16 protein-coding genes are annotated in these 16,299 nt (G+C 68.8%); 14 read left to right on the forward strand and 2 right to left on the reverse strand.

Annotation, left to right across the window (positions count from 1 at the left end):
- The first annotated feature begins 24 nt into the window (after positions 1-24).
- Complete coding sequence (locus tag LC452_RS18265; protein WP_223627928.1) at positions 25-813, forward strand: GNAT family N-acetyltransferase; 789 nt, start codon at positions 25-27, stop codon at positions 811-813.
- Here the strand turns inward: LC452_RS18265 and LC452_RS18270 are convergent.
- Positions 786-1,406 carry a DUF4126 domain-containing protein gene (locus tag LC452_RS18270; RefSeq protein WP_223627930.1) on the reverse strand — a complete coding sequence of 207 codons (621 nt, stop codon included), beginning with the start codon at positions 1,404-1,406 and terminating at the stop codon, positions 786-788. The two genes, LC452_RS18265 and LC452_RS18270, sit on opposite strands and share 28 nt — an antisense overlap.
- Positions 1,407-1,613: 207 nt before the next feature.
- Between LC452_RS18270 and LC452_RS18275 the strand changes: the two genes are divergently transcribed.
- The 3 genes from LC452_RS18275 to LC452_RS18285 are packed head-to-tail and all read left to right on the forward strand — an operon-like array spanning position 1,614 to position 4,508.
- Positions 1,614-2,045, forward strand: a complete 432-nt coding sequence (locus LC452_RS18275) for a hypothetical protein (protein WP_223627932.1) — start codon at positions 1,614-1,616, stop codon at positions 2,043-2,045.
- Positions 2,046-2,082: 37 nt separating this feature from the next.
- Positions 2,083-4,155, forward strand: coding sequence for an excinuclease ABC subunit UvrB (uvrB, locus tag LC452_RS18280; RefSeq protein ID WP_223627934.1), 2,073 nt, complete (start codon positions 2,083-2,085; stop codon positions 4,153-4,155).
- A gap of 14 nt (positions 4,156-4,169) precedes the next feature.
- Positions 4,170-4,508 carry a TfoX/Sxy family protein gene (locus LC452_RS18285; RefSeq protein ID WP_223627935.1) on the forward strand — a complete coding sequence of 113 codons (339 nt, stop codon included), beginning with the start codon at positions 4,170-4,172 and terminating at the stop codon, positions 4,506-4,508.
- A 20-nt stretch (positions 4,509-4,528) separates the two neighbouring features.
- Here the strand turns inward: LC452_RS18285 and LC452_RS18290 are convergent, their stop codons facing one another.
- On the reverse strand, positions 4,529-4,771 hold the full coding sequence (locus LC452_RS18290; RefSeq protein ID WP_223627937.1) for a hypothetical protein: 243 nt from the start codon (positions 4,769-4,771) through the stop codon (positions 4,529-4,531).
- 29 nt (positions 4,772-4,800) lie between these two features.
- On the opposite strand from LC452_RS18290, the gene LC452_RS18295 reads away from it, so the two are divergent.
- The 10 genes from LC452_RS18295 to whiA all read left to right on the forward strand — a co-directional run bounded on the left by LC452_RS18295 (position 4,801) and on the right by whiA (position 16,170).
- Entirely contained in the window at positions 4,801-5,259 is a 459-nt protein-coding gene (locus tag LC452_RS18295; RefSeq protein WP_263294305.1) for a MarR family transcriptional regulator, read from the forward strand.
- Positions 5,260-5,322: 63 nt separating this feature from the next.
- Entirely contained in the window at positions 5,323-6,078 is a 756-nt protein-coding gene (locus LC452_RS18300) for a DUF4129 domain-containing protein (protein WP_223627941.1), read from the forward strand.
- A complete protein-coding gene (locus tag LC452_RS18305; RefSeq protein ID WP_223627943.1) occupies positions 6,075-6,548 on the forward strand; it encodes a hypothetical protein in 474 nt (157 codons plus the stop codon). Before LC452_RS18300 ends, LC452_RS18305 begins: the two co-directional genes overlap by 4 nt.
- Entirely contained in the window at positions 6,545-7,516 is a 972-nt protein-coding gene (locus tag LC452_RS18310; RefSeq protein ID WP_223627945.1) for a MoxR family ATPase, read from the forward strand. Before LC452_RS18305 ends, LC452_RS18310 begins: the two co-directional genes overlap by 4 nt.
- On the forward strand, positions 7,513-8,826 hold the full coding sequence (locus LC452_RS18315; protein WP_223627947.1) for a DUF58 domain-containing protein: 1,314 nt from the start codon (positions 7,513-7,515) through the stop codon (positions 8,824-8,826). The genes LC452_RS18310 and LC452_RS18315 overlap by 4 nt, the downstream gene beginning before the upstream one ends.
- On the forward strand, positions 8,823-9,419 hold the full coding sequence (locus LC452_RS18320) for a hypothetical protein (RefSeq protein WP_223627949.1): 597 nt from the start codon (positions 8,823-8,825) through the stop codon (positions 9,417-9,419). The genes LC452_RS18315 and LC452_RS18320 overlap by 4 nt, the downstream gene beginning before the upstream one ends.
- A gap of 9 nt (positions 9,420-9,428) precedes the next feature.
- On the forward strand, positions 9,429-12,317 hold the full coding sequence (uvrA, locus tag LC452_RS18325) for an excinuclease ABC subunit UvrA (protein WP_223627951.1): 2,889 nt from the start codon (positions 9,429-9,431) through the stop codon (positions 12,315-12,317).
- Positions 12,317-14,221 carry an excinuclease ABC subunit UvrC gene (gene uvrC / locus LC452_RS18330; RefSeq protein ID WP_223627953.1) on the forward strand — a complete coding sequence of 635 codons (1,905 nt, stop codon included), beginning with the start codon at positions 12,317-12,319 and terminating at the stop codon, positions 14,219-14,221. Before uvrA ends, uvrC begins: the two co-directional genes overlap by 1 nt.
- A gap of 34 nt (positions 14,222-14,255) precedes the next feature.
- Complete coding sequence (rapZ, locus tag LC452_RS18335; protein ID WP_223627955.1) at positions 14,256-15,125, forward strand: RNase adapter RapZ; 870 nt, start codon at positions 14,256-14,258, stop codon at positions 15,123-15,125.
- 67 nt (positions 15,126-15,192) lie between these two features.
- Complete coding sequence (gene whiA, locus LC452_RS18340) at positions 15,193-16,170, forward strand: DNA-binding protein WhiA (RefSeq protein ID WP_223627957.1); 978 nt, start codon at positions 15,193-15,195, stop codon at positions 16,168-16,170.
- The last annotated feature ends 129 nt before the right edge of the window (positions 16,171-16,299 follow it).

The following is a 16,299-nucleotide window of genomic DNA, read 5'->3' on the forward strand; positions in this document are numbered from 1 at the left end:
CACGCGTTCTGGGAGGATCGACGCATGAACCACGAGTACCTCGAGGCCTACGACCGTCAGCTGCGCACCGGCGCGGAGATCGCCAACGCCGTCAGCGTGGTGCGGCACGGCCCCCTGCACCTCGCGGTCCTGGCGGGCGGAGGCGGATTCATCACCTACGCGGACCTGGGGGAAGCGGATGCCGCCGGCATCGCCGACCTGATCGACGCGGCCGTCGACCACTTCCGCGACCTCGGCGTGGGCTCGGTGGAGTGGAAGTCGCGCGGTCATGATCGGGCCCCCGGGCTGCATGAGAGCCTCCTCGCGCGCGGATTCGTTCCGGAGGATCCGGAGTCGATCATGATCGGCGAGGCGGCCGCGCTCGCTCCGCAGGTCGAGCTCCCCGCTGATGTGGAGATCCGGCGTGCGCGGACGGACGAGGACGTGCTCGCTGCGGGCGAGATGCAGGGGCGGGTGTTCGCCGATGCCGAGTGGCGTCCCCGGGCGGAGGCGCTCATCGACCGGCTGCGGGCCGCTGAGGCGGTGGAGCTGTGGATCGCGGTCGCCGACGGCGCGGTCGTGAGTGCCGGACGGCTCGAGCCGGTCGCGGGCACGGCCTTCGCGGGACTGTGGGGCGGTGCCACGCTGCCGGAATGGAGGGGCCGCGGAATCTATCGGGCGCTCACCGCGGAGAGGGCTCGTTCCGCCCTGGCCGGCGGCTTCCGCTACCTGCAGTCGGACTCGACGGAGTTCTCGCGTCCGATCCTCGAGCGATCGGGTCTCGTGAAGGTGTCGACGACCACGCCCTACGTCTGGACGCCGGTCTCTGGCTGACGAGCCTTCTTCGCCCGACGACGCCGCACGGTCCGACGCACCACCAGGACCGCCACCACGATCAAGCCGACGAGCAGGATGCCGGCGACCACCGGCACGATGATCGCCGCGGTCGCGAGAGCGAAGGATGCGCCGTCCTCGACGGTGCTCAGCACGGGCGCGGCGAGACCGCCGGTGGAAGCGTTCGCGGCGAGGCGTGCGGTCGCCTTGACCACATGCACGACCAGCGCGATCGCGACGCCCACGGCGACCGGCACCCAGGTGTCGCCGGTGAAGAACGACCCGGGGTCATCGACGGCGATCGTCTGCGAACCAGCTCCCGCGCCGAAGGCGATGCCGCCGGCTGCGGGACGGATGATGCTCTGGATGACGTCGTTCACCGAGTCGAGCGCCGGAACCTTGTCGGCCACGATCTCGAGCACGAGGAGCGCACCGATGATCCAGAGTGCGAGGTCGCTCGAGAGCCAGGACCAGCCGGACGGAAGCTCGAACGCCGGGAGCAGGCGGTCGGCGAGTCCGAGCAGGAACAACGGCATCCACGCGTTCAGCCCCGCCGCGGCGGCGAGGCTGGAGCCGATGATGAACTCGATCACGGGCCCACTCTAGGCGTCGGAGGGCTGCTGATATTCTGAGGCCAGGCGTGGGGACGCCCAGGGGAGCGTCTGCTGGACCGTTTCGCGTCAGAGAGCAGCACATGGATGAGAACAAGCCAGGTATCTCTCGTCGCACCATCGTCAAGGGTGCGGCCTGGTCGGTCCCGGTGATCGCCATCGCGACAGCTGTGCCCCTCGCCGCCGCCAGTGGGGGGGGCGGAGAACGACACCGCGAACTATTACTGGGACGCGGAGGCAGAGGGTCAGTTCACGACTCTGGTCGCGGCGCAGGATGGTCTGCTCGCCACCTTCAGCACGCAGGTCAGCTACCGCGCCATCCCGTGGGTGGCGCCGCCGGCAGGTGCGTCCCTCGTCATCGTCGTCGTCTTCGACTCGCCGGTGACGCTCTCCGCCGCCTCGGTCATCACCGGCTGGAGTGTCACGCCGTTCCTCGGCAGCACCGCGTCCTCGTTCACGTTCGTCGCCACCCCGTCCGGTTTCGGCGGCGGCCTCACCTTCAACGTCGTCGGCTCGGTGGCGGGTCCGCTCACGTCCACCGCGACGATGACGCTCGTCAATGGGGGAACGACCACCTGGGCGCAGGAATCATCGGCCGAGACGGCCACTCTCACCGCCTGACGGCCTCGATGTCGGAGGGGCGGCATACGCTGGAGTCATGCAGACCACGCGCAGCGTTCGCCCTTTCGAGGTCATCAGCGAGTACGCGCCCGCCGGTGACCAGCCGCAGGCGATCGCCGACCTCGCCGGCCGCATCAACGCGGGCGAGACAGACGTGGTGCTGCTCGGCGCCACCGGTACCGGAAAGTCCGCGACGACGGCCTGGCTGGTCGAGCAGGTGCAGCGTCCGACGCTCGTCCTCGCGCACAACAAGACGCTCGCCGCTCAGCTGGCGAACGAGTTCCGCGAGCTCATGCCGAACAACGCCGTCGAGTACTTCGTCTCCTACTACGACTACTACCAGCCCGAGGCCTACGTTCCGCAGACCGATACCTTCATCGAGAAGGACTCCTCGATCAACGCCGAGGTCGAGCGGCTGCGGCATTCGACGACGCAGTCTCTGCTCAGCAGGCGAGACGTCATCGTGGTGTCGACCGTGTCGTGCATTTACGGCCTCGGTGCGCCGGAGGAGTATCTTCGCGCGATGGTCGCCCTGCAGGTGGGGGAGCGGTACGACCGGGATGCGCTCATCCGTCAGTTCATCGCGATGCAGTACAACCGCAACGACGTGGACTTCTCCCGTGGCAACTTCCGCGTGCGCGGCGACACGATCGAGATCATCCCGGTCTACGAGGAGCACGCGATTCGCATCGAGCTCTTCGGCGATGAGATCGAAGGCCTCTATTCTCTCCACCCGCTCACCGGCGAAGTGATCGAGAAGCTCGACTCCGTTCCGATCTTCCCCGCCTCTCACTACGTCGCGGGCACCGATGTGATCCAGCGCTCCATCGGCACCATCGAGCACGAGCTCGAGCAGCGCCTGGCCGAGTTCGAGCGACAGGGCAAGCTGCTCGAAGCCCAGCGGCTGCGGATGCGCACTTCGTTCGACCTCGAGATGATGCAGCAGCTCGGTTTCTGCTCGGGCATCGAGAACTACTCGCGCCACATGGACGGCCGGATGCCGGGCGAGCCGCCGCACACGCTGCTCGACTTCTTCCCCGACGACTTCCTTCTGGTGATCGACGAGTCCCACGTGACGGTGCCCCAGATCGGGGCGATGTACGAGGGCGACGCCTCGCGCAAGCGCACGCTCGTCGACCACGGGTTCCGCCTGCCGAGCGCGATGGACAACCGTCCGCTGCGGTGGGACGAATTCAAGAACCGTGTCGGTCAGACCGTCTACCTGTCGGCGACGCCGGGCAAGTACGAGATGGGCATCGCCGACGGCGTCGTCGAGCAGATCATCCGCCCGACCGGGCTGGTCGATCCGCACATCGTGGTGAAGCCGTCGAAGGGGCAGATCGACGACCTGCTCGAAGAGATCCGCCTGCGGGTCGAGCGTGACGAACGCGTGCTCGTCACGACGCTGACCAAGAAGATGTCCGAAGAGCTCACCGACTTCCTCGGCGAGCATGGCGTCCGCGTGCGGTACCTGCACTCCGATGTCGACACGCTGCGGCGCGTCGAGCTGTTGACCGAACTCCGTGCCGGCGTGTACGACGTGCTCGTCGGCATCAACCTGCTGCGAGAGGGTCTCGACCTTCCCGAGGTCTCGCTGGTCGCGATCCTCGACGCCGACAAGGAAGGGTTCCTGCGATCGGGAACCTCGCTGATCCAGACGATCGGTCGCGCCGCACGAAACGTCTCCGGCGAAGTGCACATGTATGCAGATAAGATCACCGATTCGATGGCCAAGGCCATCGAAGAGACCGACCGTCGCCGTGAGAAGCAGGTGGCGTACAACCTCGAGCACGGCATCGACCCGACACCTTTGCGCAAGCGCATCGCCGATATCACCGAGGTGCTCGCGCGCGAAGGCGCCGATACGGCTGACATGCTGTCCGGGCGTGGTCGTCAGTCCGGCAAGGGCAAGTCTCCGACCCCGAACCTGCGTCGCACGGGCATCGCGGCCGAAGGGGCGCAGCAACTCGAGGCGACGATCCAGGACCTGTCGAATCAGATGCTCGCTGCGGCAGGAGAGCTCAAGTTCGAGCTGGCCGGGCGTCTGCGCGATGAGGTGCAAGACCTCAAGAAAGAGCTCCGCGCGATGGAACGCGCCGGACACGCGTGAGTCGAGGCTGACCGATGGATGCCGCCGGAGAAGAGCTCGCTGATCGTGTCAGGGCATTGCTCCACGTCGGGGGCGATGTCGAGGAGAAGCGCATGTTCGGCACTCGGGCTTTTCTGCTCGACGGGCGAATCCTGGTGGGTGCGCGCAAGAACGGTGTGCTCCTCGTGCGCGTCGACGAGGAGAGCGGAGCCGCACTGCTGACCCAGCCGGGTGCCACGGTGGCCGTGATGGGCGCGAAGACAATGGGCAACAGCTGGCTCGATGTGTCACCGGGTGTGCTGGCCGACGACGATGCCCTGATGTTCTGGATCGATGCGGCACGCGAGGCGAACGAGGCATCCCGAAACGAGTGATCCCGTCGCTGCTCGCGGCCTTACGGGCAGTGCACGAGGGTCCGCGGACCGCTGCGGTCGATCTCGTGCTCGGTCATCGGGGCGCCGCACAGCGGACAGGCGCGCTCGGCGCGTTCCGCCGCGCTGGGCGGGGGAGTCTTCTCGTAGGGACCGACCGACGCCGGTCCCGCGAACCGGATGAGATTCGTGTTCACCCACGAATACAGCCCACCGGCTTCGCGGATTCGGGTGCGAAGGGGGGCGCGGTCGCGGTCGTGTGCCATGTTCGTTAGTGTACTAACTATTAGTGTCGATGTATAGTCGCGGTGTGACGGCATCCGACGAACTGCTCCGGCTGGAGAACCAGCTCTGCTTCGCGCTGGTGACCGCAGCGCGCAACGTCGTCGCGATCTACCGCCCGATCCTCGAGCCGCTCGGGCTCACCCACCCGCAGTACCTGGTGATGCTCGCGCTCTGGGAGCGCGCACCGCGCACCCTCAACGACCTCGCCGTCGACCTCGCACTCGAGCCGGCGACAGCGTCTCCACTCGTGAAGCGGCTGGAGGTCGAGGGTCTCGTCGTTCGTCAGCGCAGCAGCGAGGATGAGCGGCGGCTCGAGATCACGCTGACCGAGGCGGGGGCCGCTCTGCGGGACAGAGCAGTGGATGTACCGCGGCAGGTCATGGCGGCCGTCGGGATGGATGTGTCCGAGATCTCCGCGTTGCGCGACGGACTCGGCCCGTTCTCCGGGCGTCGTCCCGAGTTCGGCTGAGGCCACGGCGTCGTCCGTCGACAGGTTCCCGGTGCGGGGCGACGCTCGTCATAGGGTGGGGTCATGTCGCGCCCCGAGCCTCCGGTCACGGAGCAGGAGCGCGTCCGCAGCCGTTCTGTGCTGCGCCTGACGCTCGCGCTGCTCGCCGTCGCGGCCCTGTTCGTCGTCGTCATGCTCGCCGCCTCGCTGCAGGGCCTCCCGCAGTTCGGCCCGCAGCCGTTCCGCGAATCGGAGCCGGAGCGCGATCCGGTCATCCCGCCGACGCAATCGCCGGGACCGACCGCGCCGATGGACCCGCCGGAGGACTCGCTGCTCCTCGCCATCATCGCGATCATCGTGGCCGCTCTGCTGGGAGCGGTGATCCTCGTCGTCGTCTTCTTCGTGCTGCGGAAGCGCCTGCGATTCCTGATCGGGCTGTGGCACGACCGGCCGCTCGCCCGGCGCGAGGCCGCTGCGGTCGATGCGGTGTCCGCCCCCGAGGCGGGTGTCGCCGGCGAACCGGACACCGCCGTCATCCGGCGCGGCATCGCAGAGGCGCTGCGGACGATCGACGAGCGACCGGATCCCGGCGACAGCATCATCGCAGCCTGGGTGGGGCTCGAGGAGACCGCGACGGATGCCGGGGCGGGACGCGGCATCAACGAGACCCCTTCCGAGTTCACCGTGCGCATCGTGGGGCGCAAGTCCGACATCTCCGAGGACGTCTCGATGCTGCTCGGTCTGTACGAGCGCGTCCGCTTCGGAGGGCACCAGGCGGACGAGGCGGACCGAGTGGCGGCATCCGCGTGTCTCCGCGGCATCCAGCGGGGGTGGAGATGAGAGGCCGCGTGGTGCTCGCCGGCATCGGCGTGATCGTCGCTCTCGGAGTGCTCCTGCTGCTGGCGCAGTTCGGCGTACCGTTCGCCTTCGCGCTCTCCTGGTTGATCATCCTGCTGACGATCGCGGTGGCGACGCGTCAGGGCTTCCTCGACGAGACGGGGGCCTGGCCCCCGCCGGAGCGCGAGCGCGAGGTCCGGAGCTCTCAGGTGTCCCGCCTCGCCTGGTCGATCAACATCCGCACAGGTGTGGCGGGTCATGTCGTCGTACGACGCGTGCAGAACGTGCTGCGGCGCAGGCTCGCTCACCTCGGACTCGACGTCGATGACCCGCTGCAGCACGCGACGATCGACGCAGTGCTGGGCGCAGGTCTGCGGGAGTCCCTCCACCGACGCGAAGTGCAGCGTGCCGACATCGAACGCGTCCTCGACGCGATGGACCGACTTTCCCACGAACGCGAGGAGAACCCATGACCGCTGACGAGACCGCACGCATCGCCGAGGTCGGCCGCCGTGTGCGCGAGAGCGTGGGCACCGCCGTCGTCGGGATGGAGGAGTCGCTGACGATCGCACTGGCCGCCATCCTCGCCGGTGGCCACGTGCTGTTCGAAGACGTGCCGGGCCTGGGCAAGACGCTCGCAGCGCGCAGTCTCGCGGCAGCGCTCGGCCTCGACTTCCGGCGATTGCAGTGCACGCCGGACATGCTCCCCGGTGACGTCACCGGCTCCTACGTCTACGCGCCGGGCACCGGCGACTTCCAGTTCCGCCCGGGCCCGATCTTCACCGGCCTCCTGCTGGCCGACGAGGTGAACCGCACCACTCCCAAGACCCAGTCCGCGATGCTCGAGGCGATGGCGGAGGGACAGGTCACCGTCGAAGGCAACAGATTCCCGCTGCCGCGTCCGTTCCACGTCATCGCGACGTCGAACCCGATCGAGTACGAGGGCACCTATGCGCTTCCGGAGGCTCAGCTCGACCGCTTCATGGTGCGACTCGCCGTCGGGTATCCCGCCGCGGAGGACGAGGCGCGCATCATCCTCGAGCGGGTGAGAAGGCAGACGCCCGACGTGTCGGTGGAACCCGTCGTCGACGGCGACGGCCTCCTCGCCATCCAGGCGGCCGTGGAACGGATCCATGTGGACGCCGACGTCGCCCGCTACTGCGTCGAGCTGACGAGGTCGACACGAGAGGCGACGAACGTCGCGGTCGGCGCGTCTCCCCGGGGATCGCAGTCGCTGGTGCTGCTGGGCCGCGCCCTCGCCGCACTCGACGGCAGAGCGTATGTCCGGCCCGATGACATCAAGCGGATCGCCGGACCGGTGCTCGCGCACCGCCTCACCCTCACCCCGCAGGCCTGGGCGCAGGGAGTCGACCCCGCCTCGATCGTGGCCGCGGCCGTCGCCCAGACGCCGGTGCCGCCGACCGTGGCCGCGACGCGGTGAGCGATGTCGTCCGCACGTCCACGCGCACAGGTCTGACCTGGCGGCGGACTCCGGTGATCGCGACGGGACTCGCCGGGGCGGCGCTGCTGGCCGCGGTGGGGTTGGCCTTCTCCCGTCCCGACGTCATCGCGATCGGTCTGCCGCTGGCGCTGACGACGACGTGGATGCTTCTCGGACGCCCGCGGGACGCGGACATGATCGTCGAGCTGCGGGCGAGATCCGACGTCGGGGCCGAGAGCCCCGCCGTGCTGGCCGACGTCGACGTCCGCGGCGTGGCCGACTGGGTGCAGGTCGCGATCGATCAGGACGAGCGCCGAACGGGCACCGCCGACGTTCGTCCCGGTGCGTCCGTGATCACGGCGAGGACGCTGCTCCAGCATTCGGGTCCCGAGGAGCTGCTCGCGGTGATCGCCCGAGGCGTCGCGTTCGACGGAGCGTGGACTTCGGATATCGGGCCGCGCAGCACCGTCGTCTGGAATGCGGCCCCGCGCGCCCGACGACTCGAGCGTCTTCCGGTCGCGCCGCGACTCACCGGTCTCACCGGCGCGCACGCCGGGTCGCGTCCCGGTCAGGGCGGGGACTTCCGCGACATCCATCCGTTCGCCCCGGGGGACGAGCTGCGCCGGGTCGACTGGCGGGCCACGGCCCGATCGGCACGTCAGCCCGGTGACCTGCTGGTGCGTCGCACCGACAACCTCAGCGACTCCGCCGTCGTGATCGCCGTGGACACGTCGGAGGACCTGGGCGCGGTCGTCGCCAGCTGGGGAGCCGACGATCCCGATCGGTCGGGGATCACCTCGCTGGACCTCGCCCGTGAGGCCGCCCTCTCGATCGCCACCGCGGCCGTCGAGAGCGGCGATCCGGTCGCCTATCACGCGCTGGCACCGGACGGCAGGAGTGTCGCCTCCGGTGGTGGTGCGCGGCATCTCGCCCGGCTGCGCGGCGTCATCGCGGCGACGGGGCCGGGAGGGAGTGACTCCCGTTATCGCCGCACGCCCGCCGTGCCGTCCGGATCGATCGTGTTCGTGCTGTCCACGTTCTTCGACGGCGCGGCCGCCGACCTCGCGACGCGCTGGCGTGCGGCGGGGCACGCGGTGGTCGCCGTGGACGTGCTTCCCGAGCCGGACGCGAGCCGGCTCACCCGAGAGCAGCAGGTGGCGCTGCGCATGCTGCTGGCCGAGCGCTCCGACATCCTCGTCGAGCTGCGTCGCGCCGGACTGGAAGTCATCTCCTGGGCGGACGGCGACGTCGACGCGGCGATGCTCCTCGCGGTACGGCGCCAGCAGCGCGCGCGGCCGGTGCGGCGATGACCCGCCGCATCCGGTCCTTCCGCGTCCGCTGGGCGGTGCGCGGGATCGTCCTGCGGATCCTGCTCGTGGCCGTCGTCGCCTACGGGGCGGTCGTCCTCGTGCCGTTCGCGCTCTGGCAGGGCGTGGCGGTGATCGCCGCACTCATCTCGACGGTGATCCCCCGATCGATGACGGCGTGGCTGGCCGCGGCATGCCTCGTGTTCGGCGTGATCCTGGTGCCGCCGTCGCCGGATCGCACGGCGCTCGCGGTCCTGCTCGTCCCCGCGGTCCATCTCCTCGGCTCGCTCGCCCTCACGATCCCGTCGGCCTCGCGCGTCTCGTTGCCGGCGCTGCTGCCGAGCGCCTGGCGGTTCGTCGTCGTGCAGCTGCTGGCTCAGACGGCGGTCTTCGTGGCGGGACTGCTCGCCCCGGCGCCGGTCGACCGCGGCATCGCCTGGCTCGCGCCGGCCACGGCCGCGGTGCTCCTCGTGGCGCTGACCTTCGCGCTGCAGGCGGCGAGGAGGGCGGATGCCGTGCCCGTCGCGGCCTTGGAGAACGGTGTGAGATCCGCGCCTGAGAGCCTGCGCGGAGCCGATGTCCGTGGCCCCTCGTAGACTTGTCCGGTGCCCATTGTCCCCGTTGCCACCCCAGGAAAACTCAGCGTTCGCGGTGCCCGCGTCCACAATCTCAAGAACGTCGACATCGACATCCCCCGCGACTCGCTGGTCGTGTTCACCGGCCTGTCCGGGTCGGGGAAGTCCAGCCTCGCGTTCGACACGATCTTCGCCGAGGGCCAGCGTCGCTACGTCGAGTCGCTGAGCGCCTACGCGCGCCAGTTCCTCGGTCAGGTCGATCGTCCCGACGTCGACTTCATCGAGGGCCTGAGCCCTGCCGTCTCGATCGACCAGAAGTCCACGAACCGCAACCCGCGGTCGACCGTCGGCACGATCACCGAGATCTACGACTACATGCGTCTGCTCTGGGCGCGCATCGGCATCCCGCACTGCCCCGAGTGCGGTGAGAAGATCCAGCGCCAGACCGTGCAGCAGATCGCCGACCAGCTCATGGAGCTGCCCGAGCGCACGCGGTACCAGATCGTCGCCCCGATCGTCTCGCAGAAGAAGGGCGAGTTCGTCGACCTCTTCCGCGAGCTCGGCGCCAAGGGCTATTCGCGCGCCATCGTCGACGGCGACCTCATCCAGCTCGCCGAGCCGCCGACGCTCAAGAAGAGCTACAAGCACGACATCGCCGTGGTGGTCGACCGTCTCGTCGCCTCCGACGACATCCTGAGCCGCGTGACCGACTCGGTCGAGACGGCCCTGGGCCTCGCGGGCGGGGTCGTGCAGGTCAACTTCGTCGACGGCGAGGGCGACGACGCATGGCAGACCTTCTCCGAGAAGCTGGCCTGCCCGAACGGGCACGCCCTGACGCTCACCGAGATCGAGCCGCGCACGTTCTCGTTCAACGCGCCGTTCGGCGCCTGCCCGGCCTGCTCCGGGCTCGGCACGCGCATGTCGGTCGACAGCGACCTGATGCTCGGCGACACCGACCTCTCGATCCGCGAGGGTGTCATCATCCCGTGGACCACACAGGGCAAGGGACTGTTCCAGTACTACGAGCGACTGCTCGAAGGGCTCTCCCGCGATCTCGACTTCTCGCTCGACACCCCGTGGCACAAGCTCCACTCCGATGTGCAGGATGCGGTGCTCCGCGGCGAGAACTACAAGGTGACCGTCAAATGGAAGAACCGGTACGGGCGCGAGATGCGCTACGCCTCCGGCTTCGAGGGCGTCGTGCCCTACATCGAGCGTCAGTACCTGCAGGCCGAGTCCGACACCCAGCGCAGTCGGTGGGGCGAGTACCTCCGCGAGGTGCCGTGCCCCGTCTGCGACGGCAACCGCCTCAAGCCCGAGGTCCTCGCCGTGAAGGTGCACGGGCACTCGATCGCCGAGGTCTCGCATCTCAGCCTCTCCGACGCCCGCTCGTTCATGGAGACCCTGACGCTGACCGATCGTGAGGCGCAGATCGCCGCGCAGGTCCTCCGCGAGATCCGGCTCCGCCTCGATTTCCTGCTCCAGGTCGGGCTCTCGTATCTCAACCTCAGCCGTTCGGCAGGGTCCCTGTCGGGTGGTGAGGCCCAGCGCATCCGTCTCGCGACGCAGATCGGCTCCGGGCTCACCGGCGTCCTGTACGTGCTCGACGAGCCGTCGATCGGTCTCCACCAGCGCGATAACCGCCGCCTCATCAACACGCTCATCAAGCTGCGCGACCTCGGCAACACGCTGATCGTCGTGGAGCACGACGAGGAGACCATCGAGGCGGCCGACTGGGTCGTCGACATCGGTCCCGGTGCCGGCGTCAACGGTGGTGCCGTCGTGCACTCCGGACCGTACTCCGCGCTCCTGGGCGACAGCGAGTCGATGACCGGGCAGTACCTGTCCGGACGTCGCGAGATCCCGATGCCGACGAAGCGGCGCAAGATCGACAAGAAGCGCATGCTGAGCGTCGTCGGCGCGCGGGCCAACAACCTGCGAAACGTCACGGCCGACTTCCCGCTGGGCGTCCTGACCGCCGTCACCGGTGTGAGCGGTTCGGGCAAGTCGTCGCTCGTGAACGACATCCTGTACCAGGTGCTCGCCTCCAAGCTGAACGGTGCTCGCACGGTTCCGGGCAAGCACACACGTGTGACCGGGCTCGACAATCTCGACAAGGTCGTGCACGTCGACCAGGCTCCGATCGGACGCACGCCGCGCTCGAACCCCGCGACGTACACGGGTGTGTTCGACCGCATCCGCACGCTCTTCAGCGAGACGCCCGAGGCGAAGGTCCGCGGCTATCTGCCCGGTCGTTTCAGCTTCAACGTCAAGGGAGGGCGCTGCGAGGCGTGCTCCGGTGACGGCACGATCAAGATCGAGATGAACTTCCTGCCCGACGTGTACGTCGATTGCGAGGTGTGCCACGGCAAGCGGTACAACCGCGACACCCTCGCCGTGCACTACAAGGGCAAGAACATCGCCGAGGTGCTCGAGATGCCGATCGAAGAGGCCGCCGACTTCTTCGAGCCGATCCAGGCGATCCACCGCTACATGAAGACGCTCGTCGACGTGGGGCTCGGCTATGTCCGTCTCGGGCAGTCGGCGACGACTCTCTCGGGCGGTGAGGCACAGCGCGTGAAGCTCGCCACCGAGCTCCAGCGCCGCAGCAACGGCCGCAGCATCTACGTGCTCGACGAGCCGACCACCGGCCTGCACTTCGAAGACGTCCGCAAGCTCCTCGAGGTGCTGAACGGTCTCGTCGACAAGGGCAACACGGTGATCGTCATCGAGCACAACCTCGACGTGATCAAGTCGGCCGACTGGGTCATCGACCTCGGACCCGAGGGCGGCTCCGGCGGCGGTCAGATCATCGCCACCGGCACCCCCGAGCAGATCGCACGCGTCGAGGCGAGCCACACCGGCCTGTTCCTCGGCGAGATCCTGGGTGAGGGGCGCGCAGCGCGGAAGGCCAGCTGATGGCCGACGTCCTGCCGTACAAGCCGCGGACGGGGGAGATCCCCACCGACCCGGGCGTGTACCGGTTCCGTGACGCCGACGGTCGTGTGCTGTACGTCGGCAAGGCGAAGAACCTGCGTCAGCGGCTGTCGAACTACTTCGCTCCGTTGCGCACGCTGCACGAGCGCACGCGGCGCATGGTCACGACGGCGGCGTCGGTCGAATGGACCGTCGTGCCGACCGACGTGGACTCGCTGCAGCTCGAATACATGTGGATCAAGGAGTTCGATCCGCCCTTCAACGTGCGCTACAAGGACGACAAGTCCTATCCGTTCATGGCCGTGACCCTCGCCGATGAGGCGCCGCGAGTGATCGTCACCCGCAACCGCAAGATCCCCGGGGCGCGCTACTTCGGCCCGTTCCCGAAGGTCTGGGCGGTGCACGAGACGATCGATCTGATGATCAAGGCGTTCCCGATCCGCACGTGCAGCGACGCCAGCTACAAGCGCGCCATGCAGACCGGGAGGCCGTGCTTCCCCGGTCAGATCGGCAAGTGCGGCGGACCGTGCTCGATGACCGTGACGATCGAGGAGCACCGTGCCATGGTCGACGATTTCGTCGCCTTCATGGCCGGGGGAGACGAGCGGTTCACGAAAGAGCTCACCACCCGGATGCTGGCGGCGTCCGCAGCCATGGACTACGAGGCGGCCGCGAAGTACCGCGACAAGCTCAGCGCGATCGAGGCCGTGCTCGGCAAGAGCGCGCTGGTGCTCCAGCCCGACGAGGATGCCGACCTGTTCGGCATCGCCGAGGACGAGCTCGCGGCGGCCGTGCAGCATTTCGTGATCCGCGGCGGCCGAGTGCGCGGTGTGCGCGCGATGACGATCGAGAAGGAGATCGACATCACGACCGGCGAACTCGTCGACCAGGTCCTGCAGCGCGCATACGGCGACGCGCAGGACGTTCCGCGACGCATCCTGGTGCCGACCCTTCCCGACGACGCCGCTGAACTCGAGGTGTGGCTGCGCGAACGTCGGGGCAAGAAGACCGAGATCGCCGTGGCGCAGCGCGGTCAGCGCGCCGATCTCATGCGCACCGCCACCCTGAACGCCCAGCAGGCGCTCATCCGGCACAAGACGCGGCGCACGAGCGATTACGTCGCACGCACCCAGGCGCTGACCGATCTGCAGAACGCCCTCGGCATGAGCGAAGCGCCGCTGCGCATCGAGTGCTTCGACATCTCGCACCTCGGCGGCACGAACGTGGTCGCGTCCATGGTCGTGTTCGAAGACGGGCTGCCCCGCAAGGACCAGTACCGCTCGTTCAACATCCCCGAGACGACCGACGACACCGACTCCATGTACCAGGTGCTGCGCCGGCGGCTGGCCTACCTCGACCGTCCGGAAGAGCCGGAGACCATCGATCCGACGACCGACGACGTCGTGGGCGAAGACGTGGGAGAGGCGACGGTGCGACGGAAGCCGCGGTTCGCGTACCCGCCGCAGCTGCTGCTCGTCGACGGCGGTCAGCCGCAGGTCGAGGCTGCGGCCCGCGCCCTCCGCGACGCCGGACACACCGAGATCGCCGTGTGCGGCATCGCCAAGCGGCTGGAGGAGGTGTGGCTCCCCGGCGACGACTTCCCGGTGATCCTGCCGCGCACCAGCGAAGCGCTCTACCTGCTGCAGCGCCTGCGCGATGAGGCGCACCGGTTCGCGATCACCCACCAGCGCAAGAAGCGCCGCGGTGACATCACCACGGTGCTCGCCGAGGTCCCCGGACTCGGCGCCTCGCGCATCAAGGTGCTGCTCAAGCACTTCGGCTCCGTCACCGCCCTGCGCGCCGCGCAACCCGACGAGATCCTCGAGGTCCAGGGAATCGGGCCGGTGCTCGCGCAGAATATCCACACGCACCTCTCCACTCGCTAGGCTGGAAGGCACGGGGGAGAGGGAGCGCGGAGCAATGACTGGGGACAAGGGCGAGTTTCTCATCGTCACGGGGATGTCGGGCGCCGGCCGCACGACGGTGGCGAACGCCCTCGAAGATCTCGGCTGGTACGTGGTCGACAACCTGCCTCCGCAGATCCTGCGACCGCTCCTCGATCTCACCGACATGGGCGGCAATGCGCTGCCGAAGGTCGCGGCCGTGGTCGACGTCCGTGGACGCAATCTCTTCGACGACTTCCCCGGAGTGGCCCGTGCCCTCCGTTCGCGTGGATCCGTGCGCGTGCTCTTCCTCGACGCGTCCGACGACGTGCTCGTGCGGCGGTTCGAGTCCGTGCGGCGACCGCATCCGCTGCAGGGCGACGGCACGCTGCTCGACGGCATCCGCATCGAGCGCACCAGACTCGCGCCGATCCGCGAAGCCGCCGACCTGGTGATCGACACATCGACGCTGAACATCCACCAGCTGGCGACGCAGGTGTCCGACATCTTCTCCGAAGAGGGCGAGGCTCGGCACCGCGTGACGCTGCTCAGCTTCGGCTTCAAGTACGGTCTGCCCACCGACGTCGACATCGTCGCCGACATGCGGTTCCTGCCGAATCCGTTCTGGAACGAAGAGCTGCGCGGCCTCACGGGTCAAGACGAGACGGTACGCGAGTACGTCCTCTCCCGCGAGGGTGCGGCGGAGTTCCTCGAGTCCTACTCCGCAGCGCTGGTTCCCGTCCTGGAGGGGTATCAACGCGAGAACAAGAGCCACTCCACCATCGCGATCGGCTGCACGGGCGGCAAGCACCGCTCGGTCGCGATGTCGGAGGAGCTCGCGCGGAGGCTCGCGGCCATTCCCGGCGTGGCCGTGAATGTGCGTCATCGAGACCTCGGCAGAGAGTAGCGGGTCGCCCGGCCGAGTAGGCTGGACGTTTGCGTCGCGATCCGGCGCGTGAACGTGAAGGAGTGTCGTGGCACTAACCACCGACGTCAAGGCTGAGCTGGTCAGCATCCGCAACGCACCCCCGACGGTGCGCGTCTCGGAGGTGACCGCGATCCTCCGGTTCGCCGGTGGCCTGCATTCGATCGCCGGCCGGGTGGCTGTGGAAGCCGAAGTGGATGCCGAGACCCTCGCTCGCCGCGTCGCCCGAGACCTCGCGGAGATCTACGGGGTGCGCCCCGAGATCGCCCAGGTGCAGTCGAGCACCGCGAACGACGGCGCACGGTGGGCCGTCCGCGTGATCTCGCAGGGGGAGACCCTCGCTCGCCAGACCGGGCTCCTCGACCAGCGCCGGCGTCCTGTTCGCGGACTGCCGAACCGCTTGACGACCGGATCCCGCGCCGAGGTGGCCGGGCTCTGGCGTGGCGCCTTCCTCGCCGCCGGAACCCTCAGCGAGCCCGGACGATCCGCGATGCTCGAGGTCGTGTGCCCCTCGTCCGAGGCGGCGATGGCCCTCGTCGGCGCCGCACACCGTCTCGGCGTCGCCGCGAAGGCCCGCGAAGTGCGCGGCATGCCTCGCGTCGTCGTCCGCGAGGGCGAGGCGATCCGCACGATCCTCAACGAGATGGGCGCGAAGAAGACCGCCGTCACGTGGGAGGAGCTCCGTCAGCGACGTGAGGTGCGCGCCGGGGTCAACCGCCTGGTCAACTTCGACGACGCGAACCTGCGGCGTTCCGCGCAGGCGGCCGTCGCCGCGTGCGCGCGCGTCGAGCGGGCCCTCGAGATCCTCGCGGACGAGGTCCCCGATCACCTGCGCGTCGCCGGCGAACTCCGTCTCGCGCACCGCGACGCGAGCCTCGACGAGCTCGGGCACCACGCCGATCCGCCGCTGACGAAGGATGCCGTCGCCGGTCGTATCCGCCGCCTGCTGGCGATGGCCGACAAGCGCGCGCAGCAGGAGGGCATCCCCGGCACCGAGGCGGCTGTGCCGGTCGGACTCGACGTCTGACCCTGACTTTCGAAAGACCCGTCGCCGGTGCTCCCGGAGGCGGGTCTTTCGTCATATGGCGGAAGGTTCTGGTCCGGGCTCGCGTTGTCGTCAGTAGGATGAGTTACGTCCGCTCTACGCCGCACATCG

It is taken from the genome of Microbacterium sp. EST19A, from assembly GCF_019969685.1.
Classification (GTDB): Bacteria; Actinomycetota; Actinomycetes; order Actinomycetales; family Microbacteriaceae; genus Microbacterium.

What these genes read in the sequence shown, in the direction of transcription:
- LC452_RS18265 (WP_223627928.1), top strand. Translation starts at nt 25, where the DNA reads ATGAACCACGAGTACCTCGAGGCCTACGACCGTCAGCTGCGCACCGGC.
- uvrB (WP_223627934.1), top strand. Translation starts at nt 2,083, where the DNA reads ATGCAGACCACGCGCAGCGTTCGCCCTTTCGAGGTCATCAGCGAGTAC.
- LC452_RS18285 (WP_223627935.1), top strand. Translation starts at nt 4,170, where the DNA reads ATGGATGCCGCCGGAGAAGAGCTCGCTGATCGTGTCAGGGCATTGCTC.
- LC452_RS18290 (WP_223627937.1), bottom strand. Translation starts at nt 4,771, where the DNA reads ATGGCACACGACCGCGACCGCGCCCCCCTTCGCACCCGAATCCGCGAA.
- LC452_RS18295 (WP_263294305.1), top strand. Translation starts at nt 4,801, where the DNA reads ATGTATAGTCGCGGTGTGACGGCATCCGACGAACTGCTCCGGCTGGAG.
- LC452_RS18300 (WP_223627941.1), top strand. Translation starts at nt 5,323, where the DNA reads ATGTCGCGCCCCGAGCCTCCGGTCACGGAGCAGGAGCGCGTCCGCAGC.
- LC452_RS18305 (WP_223627943.1), top strand. Translation starts at nt 6,075, where the DNA reads ATGAGAGGCCGCGTGGTGCTCGCCGGCATCGGCGTGATCGTCGCTCTC.
- LC452_RS18310 (WP_223627945.1), top strand. Translation starts at nt 6,545, where the DNA reads ATGACCGCTGACGAGACCGCACGCATCGCCGAGGTCGGCCGCCGTGTG.
- LC452_RS18320 (WP_223627949.1), top strand. Translation starts at nt 8,823, where the DNA reads ATGACCCGCCGCATCCGGTCCTTCCGCGTCCGCTGGGCGGTGCGCGGG.
- uvrC (WP_223627953.1), top strand. Translation starts at nt 12,317, where the DNA reads ATGGCCGACGTCCTGCCGTACAAGCCGCGGACGGGGGAGATCCCCACC.
- rapZ (WP_223627955.1), top strand. Translation starts at nt 14,256, where the DNA reads ATGACTGGGGACAAGGGCGAGTTTCTCATCGTCACGGGGATGTCGGGC.